Here is a 15,281-nt window from a genome sequence, read left to right on the forward strand (position 1 = left end):
GGTAAATGCAAAACGGCAACTGGGTTGCCGTTTTTAGTGTGTTCCCCCTCTGCCGTGGGAGAGGGTTGGGGTGAGGGCACCAGCCCGCACTATGCCTTCACATGCCGATTTTAATCGGCATCCCCGACCGCCGTTCCAGTTCAGCGCCCGCCCCCTCGTTTATCAACTGTGTCTGCTGTGCGGCGGAGATGGGCAGAGGCACTTTCCGGCTCGATTCAAATTCCGCCCGGTTACGTGACAGCGGTTCGTGAACCTCCACCCAGCGGCTGCCGTCCGGCTCCGTGGTCACCTTAACGGGGCGATCGATAAGCTGCACGCGGGTGCCCACGGGGACATTATCGAAAAGATATTTAATGTCGTTGTTACGCAGACGAATACAGCCCTGGCTCACCCGCAGCCCAATGCCGAAATTGGAGTTTGTGCCGTGTATGGCATATAGCCTGCCGATATATATCGCATACAACCCCATCGGGTTATCCGGCCCGGCGGGCACGAAGGCGGGCAGCGTTTTCCCCTCTGCCGCATAGGCACGACGCGTGTTCGGCGTAGGTGACCAGGTGGGGCCCTCCTGCTTGCGCTCAACCGCCGTGACCCAGTTACGCGGAGTTTCGCGCCCGGCCTGACCGATGCCGATGGGCAGTACTTCAACGGTATTGCTGCCCGGAGGGTAATAGTAAAGACGCATTTCCGCCACGTTAACGACAATCCCCTCGCGCACGGTGTCGGGTAAAATCAGCTGCTGAGGAATGACCAGCCGGGTGCCGGATTTGGGCAAAAAAGGATCCACGCCCGGGTTCGCTTCCAGCATATTGCTGAGCCCCAGCCCGTGCTGCGCAGCAAAGGCCTCAAGCGGTAACGTATTGCGCTCGGGAACGGTGATGGTAATCGGGGTTCCCACCAGCCGACTGCCTTCCGGCGGTAGGGTATAGGTTACGGCAAACGCACTGGGAACAGCGGCACACAGCGTAAGGACGAACCAGGTAAGTCGCATCATAATTTCCTGTGCTCACAAAAGAGAAAGCCTGGACTCAGGCAGGCTTTCTCAGTTTACGCTATTACGCTTCGATTTTACGCCATCTGCGCGTCAGCACTTTTTCCGCCTCGACAATAAGGAACATCACAAAACCAATCAGGAAGGTAATGACCCAGTAGCGGAACGGCAGCGCTTCGGTGCCAAACAGCATCTGCATGAACGGGGCGTAAATGATAAGAAGCTGTAGCGCAAGCAGTACGCCGCTCACGATCCAAATCCCTTTATTCGCCAGCAGACCTTTGCTCAGCGAGAAGCCGTCATTAACGCGACAGTTGAGCATGTAGAACCACTGCGCGGTCACCAGGGTTTGCAGCAGCACGGTGCGAATGAATTCCGCCGAGTAGCCGCGTGGCTGTAGCCAGGCTTCCAGCACGAAGGCGCTAATGGCAATCATCAGACCGACAAACACCACGCGCCAGATGGCGTAGCCGTCCATCACATGCAGATTCGCCTTGCGCGGTGGCCGGTTCATGATGTCCTTCTCACCCGCTTCAAACGCCAGGCCAAACGACAGGGTTGCTGATGTCGCCATGTTCATCCACAGGATCAGGACCGGCGTCAGCGGAATCAGGTTCCCCGCCAGCAGCGCGATGATGATCAGCAGGGCCTGCGCGATGTTGCTCGGGATAACGAACAGAATCGTTTTTTTCAGGTTATCGTAAACCCGCCGTCCCTCGTGGACCGCACTGGCAATGGTGGCAAAGTTGTCATCCGTTAACACCATGTCGGCGGCTTCCTTGGTGACCTCAGTCCCCTTAATCCCCATGGCGATACCCACATCCGCCCGCTTGAGCGCCGGGGCATCGTTTACGCCATCCCCGGTCATGCCCACCACTTCCTGTTTACTTTGCAGGGCCTGCACGAGGCGGAATTTATCCTCCGGGCTGGTTCGGGCGAAAATATCGTACTGCTGCGCGGCGTCGCTCAGCTGACGGTCGTCCATCGCCTCCAGCTCGCGTCCGGTGATCGCGCTTGCGGCGTTACCAATCCCCAGCATTTGCCCGATGCTCATGGCCGTTTGCGGGTGGTCGCCGGTGATCATTTTCACGCGAATCCCGGCCTGCAGACAGTCGGCAATCGCGGTAATGGCCTCCGGACGCGGCGGATCCATCATTCCTGCAATACCCAGCAGGATCACGCCATCATGGAGGTCCTGGTGATCCAGCTCGCGCTGTCCCTCGCGGGCAGGTTTCCAGGCCGCCGCCACCATGCGCAGCCCTTCCCGGGCATACTCTTCAATCTTGCCTTCCCAGTAAGGTTGATCGAACGGCTGCAGTCCGTCATTCGTCTGCTGGTACTGGCAGAGGCGGAACAGGACGTCCGGCGCGCCGGTGATTAAAATCGCCTCTTCTTCACCCAGTCGGTAGAGCGTGGACATGTATTTATACTGCGAATCAAACGGGATTTTACTGCGCATTTCCGTATCAAGCGGTGGGAGCGGGATTTTCGCCGCCAGCACCTTCAGGGCACCCTCGGTTGGTCCTCCGGTGATTTTCCACAGCCCCTGCTCGTCTTTGATCAGCTGGCTGTCATTACAGAGGTCAATGGTGCGCAGGTAGCGTTCCAGCAGGGAACCCTGCGTCACGCTGACGGGCGTCGGGTCATCTACGGGGTGAATATTCCCCACCGGTTCGTAGCTGTCGCCCTCCACGCGATAGGTCGTGTCAGCGGTAATCACCGCTTTGACCGTCATTTCATTCATCGTCAGGGTGCCGGTTTTATCCGAGCAGATGACCGTCATTGCGCCCAGGGTTTCCACCGTGGGCAACTTGCGAATAATGGCCTTGCGACGCGCCATGGCCTGTACGCCAAGCGAAAGGATGATGGAAATGATGGCCGGCAGGCCTTCCGGCACGGCGGCAACGGCGAGGCTGATAAGCGACAGCACCAGTTCAGAAACCGGCATATCCCGGAACAGGAGGCTAAAGACGAACAGCGCTACCATCATCACCAGGATAGTGATGAAGATGGTCTTACCGAGCTTGTCCATCTGCACCATCAGCGGCGTGCGGTGCTTTTCAATGTCGGACATCATCTGGTTGATGTGGCCAAGCTCGGTCTCCCCCCCGGTTGCCACCACCACGCCTTTACCGCCGCCGGAGCTGACGGTGGTGCCTGAGTAGAGCAGATTATAGCGATCGCCTAAGGGCAGTTCCCCGCTTAACGCATCGCTGTTTTTCTCAACAACGGTGGATTCGCCAGTCAGGATGGCCTCCTCCACGCGAAGGTTATGCGCCTCAATCACGCGCAGGTCCGCAGGGATACGATCCCCGGCGCGGATCACCACGATATCGCCCGGGACCAGCGCCGTAGTGGGGATCGTTTCATGATTCCCCTGTCGTACCACCACGGCTTCGCTGGAGAGCATATTGCGAATACTCTGCAACGATTTTTCAGCATTGCTCTCCTGGATATGGCCGATCAGCGCGTTAATGATGGCAACCCCAAGGATCACAAACATGTCTACCCAGTGGCCCATAAAGAGCTTAAGCAACGCGGCCACCAGCAGAACGTAAATCAGTACATCGTTAAAATGCGCCAGGAAGCGCAGCCAGGCGGGTTTGCCCTTTTTTTGCGGTAACGCATTCTCACCATGCTGCTGAAGTCGGGCTGATGCCTCAGTGCCACTAAGTCCTTCCAGAGTGGAGTGGATATTCGACAGGGTTTCATCAACGGTTTGTTGATAATACGGACGTTCAGGTTTTCCTGTTTTCATTGTTGCTTCCTCAGGTTCTATTCAGAAATCACCTTGCTTTCATGAAATTAACGAATAACGAAAACAGGAACATGGGCGTAACGAACAATACTTGCCGCCTCCGATCCTAACAAATGGGTTTGAATATTTGGATTGCGGGAGCCGACGATAATCGCGCCAGCAGCAAGTTCATCCGCCAGCTTAATAACCTCATCACGAACATTTCCGCTGCGAACATGGAGGTGAACGCGCTCTTCTGGCAAATTCAATTTTTTGACCAGGTCAGACAGTTTTTCTTTTGAATTATTAATCATATATTCATCCATCTTTCGCGCATCTGAAATAAAACCGCGCGTCAGCTCGGCTGAAAATTTTGGCATGACGTGCAGCAAATGAATGTCACCCAATGCGCTTTGCGCCAGAAACTGTGCATGCTGCAACGCTTTATCCGCCAGGCTTGTCTCGTAGACATCCACCGGAACGAGAATGTTTTTATACATATCGAGCATCCTTTTTATAACCAACATGAGAGTGAATGAAGCAAAAAAAACGCATTAAATGCAGGGGGTTGCCCTTAATGCCAGTTACGGTAAAAGAGATGAATAATATTAAACGTAGCACAGGAATTTCAGGTTTAGCGCGTCCCCACTGCTAATGGTTATTTAACATTTATCTTTTCGCCGACTATGCTCATAGTGAGTTACCGCTTCCGGCTCATGGAGGAATGTATGTATGGCATAAGCCTGATCCGACTGGGTATGTTTATTGCGCTTGCCATTATCGCCAGCACGGCGATTGGTTTATTTACCTATATGGTCGTCACTGTTCTGGCAGAATAGTGTCACCCCTGTCCAGGTTATGGAATAAATAAAACAGTTATTTATTAGGGGAATACAGTGAAACGTTACCTCTCTCTTTTACCGTTCGTTTTGTTAACGCTCACGGCGTGCGATCCTAAACCTGAGCAAGCCTCCCCCCTGCCCAGAATGGTTAAAGTGGCGGAGGTGACGGTTCCCGGTCATGCCCAGCAGCGCGTTTTTCCCGCCCGCATTGAATCGGGCGATGCCACAGACCTTTCCTTCAAGCGCGCTGGTCAAATTGAAGCGCTCGATGTGCGTCAGGGCGCAGCCATCAAGCAGGGCCAACAGCTTGCAAGATTGAACGCCCGTGAAGCCCAGCAGCGGGTTAACGACAGGCAGACGGCGGCGACGCTGGCCCAGAGGCAGTTCGATCGCTTCCAGACGCTGGCGGGCCGCCAGGCGATTTCGAAAGCCGAAATGGACGTGCAGCGTGCGAACCGCGATTCGGCGAATGCGGCGCTGCAGATTGCCCGAGAAGAGTTGAATCAGATGACGCTCGTCGCCCCCTTCAGCGGGACGGCGGCCAGCGTACATGTCCGAAACCATCAGGTGGTGTCTGCCGGTCAGCCCATCGCGACGTTAACCCGCACCGATCTGCTTGACGTGGTGTTCAGCATCCCTGAAAACCTGTTTAAGACCTTTGATATCCGCAACGCGCAGTATCGTCCGGTAGTAAGAATTAACGCCATTCCGGATCGGGAATTTACCGCCGTCTACAAAGAGCACTCGGGCAGCAGCGACAGTAATACCCTGACCTGGCAGGTGATACTGACCATGCCGCGACCAGATGATTTTCCCGCCGTCGGTGGCGTAAGCGGTACGGTGACCATCAATTTAACCAACCTCCCGGCTGGCGCGGGCGCTCAGGCGCTGGTTGTACCGGTTGAGGCCGTCTTTAACCCGGACAACAGCCCACGCAATGAGCCGCACGTCTGGGTCGTGGCGGGAGAAGGCGACACGCTCCATCTTGAAGACCGCAAGGTCAGCGTGGGGCAAGTGATAACCGAAGGCGTGACGATCACCAGCGGGCTTAAGGCGGGCGAGCGCGTGGTGGCCGCAGGCGTGGGAGAGCTCCATGCTAACCAGCCGGTGCGTATCTGGACGCGTGAGCGGGGACTGTAATGGATATCACTCGTCAATTTATTAATAACCCGGTTCGCGTCTGGCTAACGATTCTGCTGCTGGGCATTGGGGGGATTTTCGCCCTGTTGAATATCGGCAGGCTGGAAGATCCCGCCTTTACCATCAAAACCGCTGTGGTGGTTACCCACTACCCCGGCGCATCCGCTCAGCAGGTTGAAGAAGAGGTGACGCTGCCGCTGGAGAATGCCCTTCAGCAGCTGCCTTATCTGGACAACGTAAGCTCCATCTCTTCAAACGGGCTGTCGCAAATCACCGTCAATATCGCTTCACGCTATCACTCGAACGAACTGCCGCAGATTTGGGATGAGCTGCGCCGCCGCGTGGGCGATGCCTCGCGTCAGTTCCCGCCCGGCGTCGTTACGCCCTTTGTGAATGACGATTTCGGCGACGTGTTCGGCTTCTTCTTCGCCATTTCCGGGGATGAATTCAGTAATCCTGAACTGGTGAGATATGCAGAGCAGCTGCGCCGCGCGTTGATTCTGGTTCCCGGCGTCGCGAAGGTCGCCATCGGCGGGGCCATTAGCCAACAGGTCAACATCGATATTTCCCTGACCAAAATGGCCGCGCGCGGCATTACGCTGAACCAGCTTTCCGCCCTGCTCAGCAGGCTCAACGTCGTTTCCAGCGCCGGAGAAATCACCTCCGGCAGCGAATCCATTCGTCTGCACCCCACCGGTGAGTTCGAGAATCTCGATGAACTGGCGGATCTCATCATCACGCCTTCCGGCACCGGGGCGGCGACGCGCCTGCGGGATATCGCCACGCTGTCGCGCGGGCTGAACGAATCGCCCGCCAGTATCTACCATGCCAACGGCAAAAAAGCCGTCACCATGGGCGTCTCGTTTATTCCCGGCGTGAACGTGATCGACGTGGGCCACGCGCTGGAGGCGAAGCTAAACCAGATGTCGGCGGAAAAACCGGCAGGCATACAGATAGATCTGTTTTACGATCAGGCAGCCGAAGTGGGCCACTCTGTTAACGGTTTTATTATTAACTTCCTGATGGCGCTGGCGATTGTCATCGGCGTGCTGCTGATCTTTATGGGGGTACGCAGCGGGATCATCATCGCGGTTTCTCTCGCCCTTAACGTGCTGGGCACGCTGCTGATTATGTATCTGTGTGGCATTGAGCTACAGCGCATCTCGCTCGGGGCGCTGATTATCGCCCTCAGCATGCTGGTGGATAACGCCATCGTGATTGTCGAAGGGGTGTTGATTGCCCGGCAGCAGGGCTCCCCGCTGTTAACCGCCGTTAACAACATCATCCGCCGCTCCACCCTGCCGCTGCTGGGGGCGACGGTGATCGCCATCCTTGCGTTTGCCCCTATCGGGCTATCGCAGGATTCCACCGGGGAATACTGTAAATCTCTGTTCCAGGTGCTGCTGATTTCCCTGATGCTGAGCTGGTTCTCGGCGCTCACCCTCACCCCGGTGCTGATTAAGTGGTGGTTGTTTAAAAACGACAGCGCGCCGGACACTACTGACGAGTCAGATCCTTACGACAAACGTCTCTACCGCCTTTACCAGCACCTGCTGAACGCACTGCTGCACCATAAAGCGCCGACGCTGGTAGTGATGGCCGCCCTGCTGGCCGCGTCTGTCTGGGGGTTTGGCGCGGTGCGGCAAAACTTTTTCCCGTCGTCCAATACGCCGATTTTCTTTGTCGACCTCTGGTTACCTTACGGGACAGATATCAAATGGACCGAGAAAATGACCGGCGATATTGAGAAAACCATCAAGGGACGGCCCGGCGTGGAAACCACCGTCTCGACCATCGGTCAGGGGAGCATGCGCTTTATTCTGACCTACAGCGGACAGCGGCAGTACAGCAACTACGCGCAGATCATGGTGCGTATGGATGACCAGCGCAGCATCTCCGCGCTGACGCGCTACGTGGATGAGTACATCGCGCGTAACTACCCGCAGGTCAACGCCAGCACGAAACGGGTGATGTTTGGGCCCTCCGGCGACAGCGCCATTGAAGTGCGCATTAAAGGCCCGGATCCTGACAGGCTGCGTCTGATTGCCAGCCAGGTGGACGATATCCTGGCGCGCGACCCGGCCACGGGGAGCGTCCGAAACGACTGGCAAAACCGCAGCAAAGTGATCCGTCCGCAGTACGTCGCCGCGCTGGGACGCGAGCTTGGCGTGGATAAGCAGGACGTCGACAACGCGCTGGAGATGAATTTCTCCGGCAGCCGGGCGGGGTTGTATCGGGAAGGCAGTGACCTGCTGCCCGTGGTGGTGAGGCCTCCAGAAAGCGAAAGGCTGGACGCCAGCCACCTGAACAACGTGCTGGTGTGGAGCCAGACGCGGCAGCAGTATATCCCGCTGAGTAACGTCGTCAGCCGCTTCTCGCTGGAGTGGGAGGATCCGCTCATTCTCCGACGCGACCGCTCGCGGGTACTGACGGTTCAGACGGATCCGGACCCGCTGAGCCAGCAAACCTCCGGTGATATTCTCGCCCGCGTGAAGCCGCAGGTGGATGCCCTTCCCCTGCCACACGGCTACAGCATCGAGTGGGGGGGCGACGCGGAAAACTCCAGCGAAGCGCAGCAAGGGCTGTTCACTACGCTACCTCTCGGGTATCTGGTGATGTTTGTTATTACGGTGCTGATGTTCAGCTCGGTAAAAAATGCCGTCGCGATCTGGCTGACCGTACCGCTGGCGTTGATTGGCGTCACGCCAGGATTTTTAATTACCGGCATTCCCTTTGGCTTTATGGCGCTGATTGGTCTGCTGAGCCTGAGCGGAATGCTCATCCGCAACGGCATCGTGCTGGTGGAAGAGATCGAACAGCAGAAAACGCACAAGGATCAGCACAGCGCGATCGTTTATGCCGCCACCTCGCGCCTGCGCCCTATCCTGCTCACCGCGTTCACGACCGTACTTGGCCTGGCACCGCTGCTGCTGGATGTTTTCTTCCAGAGCATGGCCGTTGTGATTATGTTTGGACTGGGGTTTGCTACAATCCTGACGCTACTGGTACTCCCCGTGATCTATGCGTGTTTCCATCGTAAGGACGAAGCCAAACAACAATGAATGCGACAGGGCTGAACATTATCAAGACGCTGGGCTGTATGACGGCGGTCACCTTCTTCACCATCTACAATACCTGGGATCATTATGACTATGACTATCACTGGATCCTGGGCTTTTTAACCTTTATCTCGACCATCGCCACGCCGCTGTTTTTTGTGGTGTCGGGCTATCTCGACGGGCAATCCCGGCACGGCACACGCTGGCAGCTGGGTAAAATAAAAAGTCTGGTGATTGTTTTTCTGTTCTGGATAACGATCTACTACCTGTGGGAGCCTTATCAGCGCGGGTATTTAATTCAGCCCTGGTTCGTGTTCGCATTTGTCGTGATTTACACCTTCCACCCGGCGGTGGAGTGGCTTAGCCAGCGGAGATCGCTGTTCTGCGGCGCGATTGCTGCTCTGCTGTGCTTTTCCTACGGATACGATCTGTTATCGGCGCTTTATCCTGAAACGCACGTCCTTTCGCTTTCGCCGCAGTATCGGCTGTGGACATGGCTGCTGTTTTATCTGACCGGGCAGCTCTTCTGCGACCCAAAAGTCGCCGAGTGGATAAGCCGCAAAAATGTGGTCCGGGCGGCGGTTGTCGCCATCCCGTTTATCTATCTCTTCACCTGGTTTTACGAGCGCCACTTCTTTTTTGCCCTGTTTAAGGCCGACAGAAACGCCTTTATTCTCACCGGCTCGCAGATCTACATCCTGATTATTGCCCTGGTGATTGCGGCGAACGGCGTTCGCTTTCGCCGCAATGCTGAATTAAAGGAGTCCATTCTGGCCGCCATCAGCAAAACGATGACCGGCGTATATATTGTGCATTACTCGGTGTTTCATCTGCTGACGGCGCTGATACCGGTGACCTCTCTCGGCATGAAGCTGGCGCTGATTGTGCTTACGTTCGTCACCTCTGTTCTCTTCTCCATGCTGGTATTGTCTAACGCCGTGGCAAAAAAGGTGATCACCCTTTAAAAGCCTAAGCGCAGCCAGGCAAAAAGCACGTTGCCGTTGTTATACGTTCCGGGAATATAGGTGAACTGGACGGTAACGCGCTTATAGCCGGCAGAAAACAGTGGGAAGATGAACGGCAGAGGCACATAGTTCGCAAAATCATCTCGCGCCGTGATGCCCGCGGCGGCACCGAGCCCAAGGCGGAAATCTTTGGCATTATCCAGATACCAGCCCTTCTCCCAGCCATAGCCCATCGCGGGCTGCCATTCGTTGTGCGAGTCCTTGAACATCATTGCGAAAAGCGCGCTCCAGTTGCCCTCTTCGTTATAGCGGGACACGCCCAGGCCGCCGCCCCACGGCATTTCGTTGTAATTGTCGGTTTTTTCTTTGTCGTACATAAAGCGGGCGTGCCAGCTCAGAAACGGCAGGTACAGATCGTAACGTTGCGGCTGTTCCCAGGTCTGGGAGATATCATCCGTCAGCGCACTCCACCAGCCGCTAATACGCTGTTCGCCATAGACTTTCGGCTCGGCATGAAGCGGTGCGGCGAATAAAAACAGGACCATCCAGAATGCCGAAAAGTTACGTTGCATCGTTTTTCCCTCAGCTTTAGTCACGCAGCGGTATCTATTACTGTAATCCATTCAGCACGAACCGGAGCCAAACAGACTGATTTATCTCGAGGCAGGGGAAGATGAAATTTATTTATTCAGCGCCTTCCGGAAAGATAAAAACGTTTTCTCAGGCGTTTTGTCGCGGTAGTCTCATAGGTTCCGTTTATATGACGGCAGCTATGTGAGTGACCTTTTCTTATACCAATAATAAAAAACAGTACGGACAGGACAACTATGGACTCCACCCTCATCTCCGATCGTCCCAACGAGGAGACACCTTCGCTCAATCGCGCCCGCCGCGCTGCACTCGGCAGCTTCGCAGGTGCCGTCGTCGACTGGTATGATTTTCTGCTTTACGGCATTACCGCCGCGCTGGTGTTTAACCGCGAGTTTTTTCCCCAGGTCAGCCCTGCGATGGGCACGCTCGCCGCGTTTGCCACCTTCGGCGTCGGCTTTCTGTTTCGCCCGCTGGGCGGGGTGATCTTCGGCCACTTCGGCGATCGCCTCGGCCGCAAGCGCATGCTGATGCTTACCGTCTGGATGATGGGGATCGCCACCGCGTTGATTGGCATTCTTCCTTCGTTTTCCGCTATTGGCTGGTGGGCGCCGGTGCTGCTGGTGACGCTGCGCGCCATTCAGGGCTTCGCCGTGGGCGGCGAATGGGGCGGCGCGGCGCTGTTATCCGTTGAGAGCGCGCCAAAAAACAAGAAAGCGTTTTACAGCAGCGGCGTACAGGTCGGGTACGGCGTCGGGCTGTTGCTTTCCACCGGGCTGGTATCGTTAATCAGCCAGCTCACCACCGACGAGCAGTTTCTGAGCTGGGGCTGGCGCATACCGTTTATCTTCAGCATCGTGCTGGTCATTGCCGCGCTGTGGATCCGCAACGGGATGGATGAGTCGGCAGAGTTCGAACAGCAACAGCGTGAGGAGCCGTCCGTCAAAAAGCGGCTGCCGGTGATGGAAGCCCTGATTCGGCACCCTGGCGCTTTTCTGAAAATCATCGCCCTGCGCCTGTGCGAGCTGTTGACGATGTATATCGTCACCGCCTTTGCGCTGAACTACTCGACGCAGAACCTCGGCCTGCCGCGCGAACTGTTCCTGAATATTGGCCTGCTGGTCGGCGGAATCAGCTGTCTGACCATCCCCTGCTTCGCCTGGCTGGCGGACCGGTTTGGCCGCCGCCGCGTCTATATCACCGGGGCGCTGATTGGCAGCCTCAGCGCCTGGCCGTTCTTTATGGCGCTGGAGGCGCAGTCGATCTTCTGGATTGTCTTCTTTGCCATCATGCTCGCGAACATCGCTCACGATATGGTGGTCTGCGTGCAGCAGCCGATGTTTACTGAACTGTTCGGCGCCAGCTACCGCTACAGCGGCGCGGGCGTGGGTTACCAGGTGGCAAGCGTGGTCGGCGGCGGGTTTACGCCGTTTATTGCCGCCGCGCTGGTGACCTTCTCCGGCGGTAACTGGCACAGCGTGGCGATTTATCTGCTGGCCGGCTGCCTGCTGTCGGCGGCAACGGCGCTTCTGATGAAAGAGACGAGCCACCGCTGATCTCCCTTTTGTTTCACAGGCGTGTGACATACTATCGGATAGAGTCGCACACCTGTGGAACAAGGAGACAGAGATGAATAATAAGGGCTCCAGCCTGACCCCGGCTCAGGCGCTGGAAAAACTCGACGCGCTGTATGAACAGTCCGTCAACGCGCTGCGCAGCGCCATCAGCGAATACATCGAAACGGGGAAACTTCCCGATCAAAAGGCCAGAAACGAAGGCCTTTTTGTTTATCCATCGCTCTCTGTGACCTGGGACGGCAGCGCAAGCACGACGCCGAAAACCCGCGCCTACGCCCGTTTTACCCACTCCGGCTGCTACAGCACCACCGTCACCCGCCCTGCACTGTTCCGCCCCTATCTGGAAGAGCAGCTAACGCTGTTGTATCAGGATTACGGCGCGCACATTGCCGTGGAGCCTTCACAGCATGAGATCCCGTACCCGTACGTGATTGACGGTTCGGCGCTAACTCTTGACCGCTCCATGAGCGCGGGACTGACCCGCCACTTCCCAACGACGGAACTGTCACAGATTGGCGATGAGACGGCTGACGGGATTTATCACCCGGCAGAGTTTTCCCCCCTGTCGCACTTTGACGCCCGTCGGGTGGATTTCTCCCTGGCGCGCCTGCGCCACTACACCGGCACGCCCGCCGAGCATTTCCAGCCGTTTGTGCTGTTTACCAACTACACCCGCTACGTGGATGAGTTCGTTCGCTGGGGCTGTAGCCAGATCCTTGATCCGGACAGTCCATATATCGCCCTCTCCTGCGCGGGCGGGATCTGGATCACCGCCGAGACCGAAGCCCCCGAGCAGGCCATCTCCGATCTGGCGTGGAAAAAACACCAGATGCCCGCCTGGCACCTGATCACCGCCGACGGTCAGGGGATCACCCTGATCAACATCGGCGTCGGCCCGTCGAACGCCAAAACCATCTGTGACCATCTGGCGGTGCTGCGCCCCGACGTGTGGCTGATGATTGGCCACTGCGGCGGCCTGCGCGAAAGCCAGCTGATTGGCGATTACGTGCTGGCCCACGCTTATCTGCGCGACGACCACGTGCTGGATGCGGTACTGCCGCCGGATATCCCAATCCCGAGCATCGCCGAAGTACAGCGCGCGCTCTACGACGCCACCAAAGAGGTCAGCGGCATGCCGGGTGAAGAGGTCAAACAGCGCCTGCGTACCGGTACGGTAGTGACGACGGATGACCGCAACTGGGAGCTGCGTTACTCCGCCTCCGCGCTGCGCTTCAACCTGAGCCGAGCGGTGGCAATTGATATGGAGAGCGCCACCATCGCCGCCCAGGGATATCGCTTCCGCGTTCCTTACGGCACGCTGCTGTGCGTGTCCGATAAGCCGCTGCACGGCGAAATTAAGCTGCCGGGTCAGGCCAACCGTTTCTATGAAGGGGCGATTTCCGAACATTTGCAGATCGGCATTCGCGCCATCGACCTGCTGCGGGCGGAAGGCGACCGACTGCATTCGCGCAAGCTGCGCACCTTCAACGAGCCGCCGTTCCGCTAATAACAATAAGGAAAAACCATGCACACCCCTACTCCGCTCTCTGCCCTGCGTCAGTGGCTTCAGGAAAACAGCCTCGACGGGATGATCGTTCCGCGCACCGATGCCTGGCAAAGCGAGAATTGCGCGTCGAACGACGAAAAGCTGGCCTGGCTGACAGGCTTTAACGGCTCTGCTGGCGTCGCGCTGGTACTGAGGGATAAAGCGCTGCTGTTCGTCGACGGGCGCTATCAGGTGCAGGCCCGCGTTCAGGTGAATATGGATGAGGTTGAGATCCACCATCTGCACAACGAGCCGCTGGCAGACTGGTTGACGGCAAACGTCGCGGCGGGCACGCGCATCGGTTTTGACCCAATGCTGATGACGAATACCGAGTTTACGCAGCTGTCTGCCACACCGTGCGCGCTCGTGCCGCTGAACGCGTCACCGTTTGACGCCTTATGGACCGATCGCCCTGCCGCACCGGCGGGGCTTATCCGTGAAATGCCGGTTGCGATAAGCGGTGAAAGCAGCGAAGACAAACGTCAGCGCGTTGCCGCCGTGCTGGCCGCAAACAACGCAGACTACCTGGCCGTTACGCTGCCGGATAACATTGCGTGGCTGCTCAACGTGCGCGGCTCAGATATCCCCACCAGTCCGGTACCGCTCTCATTTGCCCTGCTCGGTCGCGACGGCCGCGTTGAGTGGTTTGTTAACGATAATAAGCTCGCAGAACTCCCTGATGCAGTTCTGAACGCCTTCACGATTGCGCCACAGGACACCTTTATTGAGCGCTGTCAGCAACTTGCTGAAGGGAAGCGGGTAATGGTTGATGCCGACTCCGCGCCGGTGGCCCTGCGCTTTGCCATTGAACCGCGCGGTGAAATTGTCTGGCGAACCGATCCCATTACCCTGATTAAGGCTACCAAAAACCCGGTCGAGCTGGCAGGGTATCGCGAGTGCCATCTCCAGGACGGCGCCGCGTGGGTCAACTTCCTGGCCTGGCTGAGCCGCGAAGTGCCGCTGCGTGCGGCGGGACAACCGCTAACGGAGCTGGAAGTGCAGGCGCAGCAGCTGGCATTTCGCAAACAGCAGCCCGGTTTTATCGAGCAGAGTTTCGCGACCATTTCCGCCTCTTCGAGCAATGCGGCGATGTGCCACTATCATTCAAGCGAGGCCAGCAACAAGCCCCTCGGCCATAACCATTTTTACCTGAACGATTCGGGCGGTCAGTACGCTAACGGCACCACCGATGCCACGCGCACGCTGGCGTGGGGTAATGTCCCCTCGCAGCAGCGTCTGCACTACACCGCCGTGCTGAGAGGTTTTCTATCGCTGATTACCCTGCAGTTCCCTTCCGGTACGCAGGGGCACCAGCTGGATGCTTTCGCGCGTCGTCCGCTGTGGGAGATGGGGCTGGATTACGATCACGGTACCGGGCACGGCGTGGGCCACCAGCTTCTGATCCACGAAAACCCGCATCGCATCGCCAAAAAGGTCAACCCGTGGCCGCTGGTGGCAGGCAATATCATGACCATTGAACCGGGATACTATCTGGGCGATAGCCACGGTATTCGCATTGAAAACCAGGTGGAGATAGTGGAGAGCCGTCCGGGGTTCTGCAAGTTTGCTTCTCTGACGCTGATCCCGATTGATTTAAGCCAGGTCGAGCTGGATCTGTTGAGCGAGCAGGAAAAGCAGTGGCTGGATGAGTATCATCAGCAGGTACGTGAGGCGCTGTCACCGCTGGTTAATAGCGAGGCGCGTTCGTGGCTGGAGGCGGCGACGGCGCCGGTTCGTGTGTAATTTCGTGCGGTCTGATGCCCTCACCCCATCCCTCTCCCACGGGAGAGGGTGAAAACACTAAAAACGGCAACAAGGTTGCCGTTTTGCATTTAC

General features: G+C 57.2%; 10 protein-coding genes. 6 read left to right on the forward strand and 4 right to left on the reverse strand.

Annotation, left to right across the window (positions count from 1 at the left end):
- Positions 1-97: 97 nt before the first annotated feature.
- The 3 genes from ldtA to IM265_RS08610 form a co-directional block, all read right to left on the reverse strand.
- Complete coding sequence (gene ldtA, locus IM265_RS08600; RefSeq protein WP_048999830.1) at positions 98-994, reverse strand: L,D-transpeptidase; 897 nt, start codon at positions 992-994, stop codon at positions 98-100.
- 61 nt (positions 995-1,055) lie between these two features.
- Positions 1,056-3,749: a cation-transporting P-type ATPase gene (locus IM265_RS08605; protein ID WP_193031636.1), complete on the reverse strand. Its 2,694-nt coding sequence runs from the start codon at positions 3,747-3,749 to the stop codon at positions 1,056-1,058.
- Between the two features lie 47 nt (positions 3,750-3,796).
- Entirely contained in the window at positions 3,797-4,228 is a 432-nt protein-coding gene (locus tag IM265_RS08610; RefSeq protein ID WP_028013745.1) for a universal stress protein, read from the reverse strand.
- A 396-nt stretch (positions 4,229-4,624) separates the two neighbouring features.
- Between IM265_RS08610 and IM265_RS08615 the strand changes: the two genes are divergently transcribed.
- From IM265_RS08615 to IM265_RS08625, 3 genes are read left to right on the forward strand one after another with little or no spacing between them, the layout of a single operon-like run.
- Positions 4,625-5,710, forward strand: a complete 1,086-nt coding sequence (locus IM265_RS08615) for an efflux RND transporter periplasmic adaptor subunit (RefSeq protein ID WP_193031634.1) — start codon at positions 4,625-4,627, stop codon at positions 5,708-5,710.
- Positions 5,710-8,772: an efflux RND transporter permease subunit gene (locus IM265_RS08620; RefSeq protein WP_193031632.1), complete on the forward strand. Its 3,063-nt coding sequence runs from the start codon at positions 5,710-5,712 to the stop codon at positions 8,770-8,772. The genes IM265_RS08615 and IM265_RS08620 overlap by 1 nt, the downstream gene beginning before the upstream one ends.
- Positions 8,769-9,734: an acyltransferase gene (locus tag IM265_RS08625; protein WP_045629806.1), complete on the forward strand. Its 966-nt coding sequence runs from the start codon at positions 8,769-8,771 to the stop codon at positions 9,732-9,734. The genes IM265_RS08620 and IM265_RS08625 overlap by 4 nt, the downstream gene beginning before the upstream one ends.
- On the opposite strand, the gene pagP is transcribed toward IM265_RS08625, so the two are convergent.
- Positions 9,731-10,306: a lipid IV(A) palmitoyltransferase PagP gene (pagP, locus tag IM265_RS08630; protein ID WP_193031630.1), complete on the reverse strand. Its 576-nt coding sequence runs from the start codon at positions 10,304-10,306 to the stop codon at positions 9,731-9,733. The two genes, IM265_RS08625 and pagP, sit on opposite strands and share 4 nt — an antisense overlap.
- 255 nt (positions 10,307-10,561) lie before the next feature.
- On the opposite strand from pagP, the gene shiA reads away from it, so the two are divergent.
- The 3 genes from shiA (at position 10,562) to IM265_RS08645 (ending at position 15,188) form a co-directional block, all read left to right on the forward strand.
- Positions 10,562-11,878: a shikimate transporter gene (shiA, locus tag IM265_RS08635; protein ID WP_193031628.1), complete on the forward strand. Its 1,317-nt coding sequence runs from the start codon at positions 10,562-10,564 to the stop codon at positions 11,876-11,878.
- A 73-nt stretch (positions 11,879-11,951) separates the two neighbouring features.
- Positions 11,952-13,406 carry an AMP nucleosidase gene (locus IM265_RS08640; RefSeq protein WP_041909184.1) on the forward strand — a complete coding sequence of 485 codons (1,455 nt, stop codon included), beginning with the start codon at positions 11,952-11,954 and terminating at the stop codon, positions 13,404-13,406.
- A gap of 18 nt (positions 13,407-13,424) precedes the next feature.
- Positions 13,425-15,188 carry an aminopeptidase P family protein gene (locus tag IM265_RS08645; RefSeq protein WP_193031626.1) on the forward strand — a complete coding sequence of 588 codons (1,764 nt, stop codon included), beginning with the start codon at positions 13,425-13,427 and terminating at the stop codon, positions 15,186-15,188.
- Positions 15,189-15,281: the final 93 nt, after the last annotated feature.

It is taken from the genome of Enterobacter cloacae complex sp. P17RS (assembly GCF_014895885.1).
In the GTDB taxonomy this organism is placed as follows: Bacteria; Pseudomonadota; Gammaproteobacteria; order Enterobacterales; family Enterobacteriaceae; genus Enterobacter; species Enterobacter bugandensis.

Coding starts and splice junctions, on each gene's coding strand:
- ldtA (WP_048999830.1), bottom strand. CDS start 994: ATGATGCGACTTACCTGGTTCGTCCTTACGCTGTGTGCCGCTGTTCCC.
- IM265_RS08605 (WP_193031636.1), bottom strand. CDS start 3,749: ATGAAAACAGGAAAACCTGAACGTCCGTATTATCAACAAACCGTTGAT.
- IM265_RS08610 (WP_028013745.1), bottom strand. CDS start 4,228: ATGTATAAAAACATTCTCGTTCCGGTGGATGTCTACGAGACAAGCCTG.
- IM265_RS08620 (WP_193031632.1), top strand. CDS start 5,710: ATGGATATCACTCGTCAATTTATTAATAACCCGGTTCGCGTCTGGCTA.
- IM265_RS08625 (WP_045629806.1), top strand. CDS start 8,769: ATGAATGCGACAGGGCTGAACATTATCAAGACGCTGGGCTGTATGACG.
- pagP (WP_193031630.1), bottom strand. CDS start 10,306: ATGCAACGTAACTTTTCGGCATTCTGGATGGTCCTGTTTTTATTCGCC.
- shiA (WP_193031628.1), top strand. CDS start 10,562: ATGGACTCCACCCTCATCTCCGATCGTCCCAACGAGGAGACACCTTCG.
- IM265_RS08640 (WP_041909184.1), top strand. CDS start 11,952: ATGAATAATAAGGGCTCCAGCCTGACCCCGGCTCAGGCGCTGGAAAAA.
- IM265_RS08645 (WP_193031626.1), top strand. CDS start 13,425: ATGCACACCCCTACTCCGCTCTCTGCCCTGCGTCAGTGGCTTCAGGAA.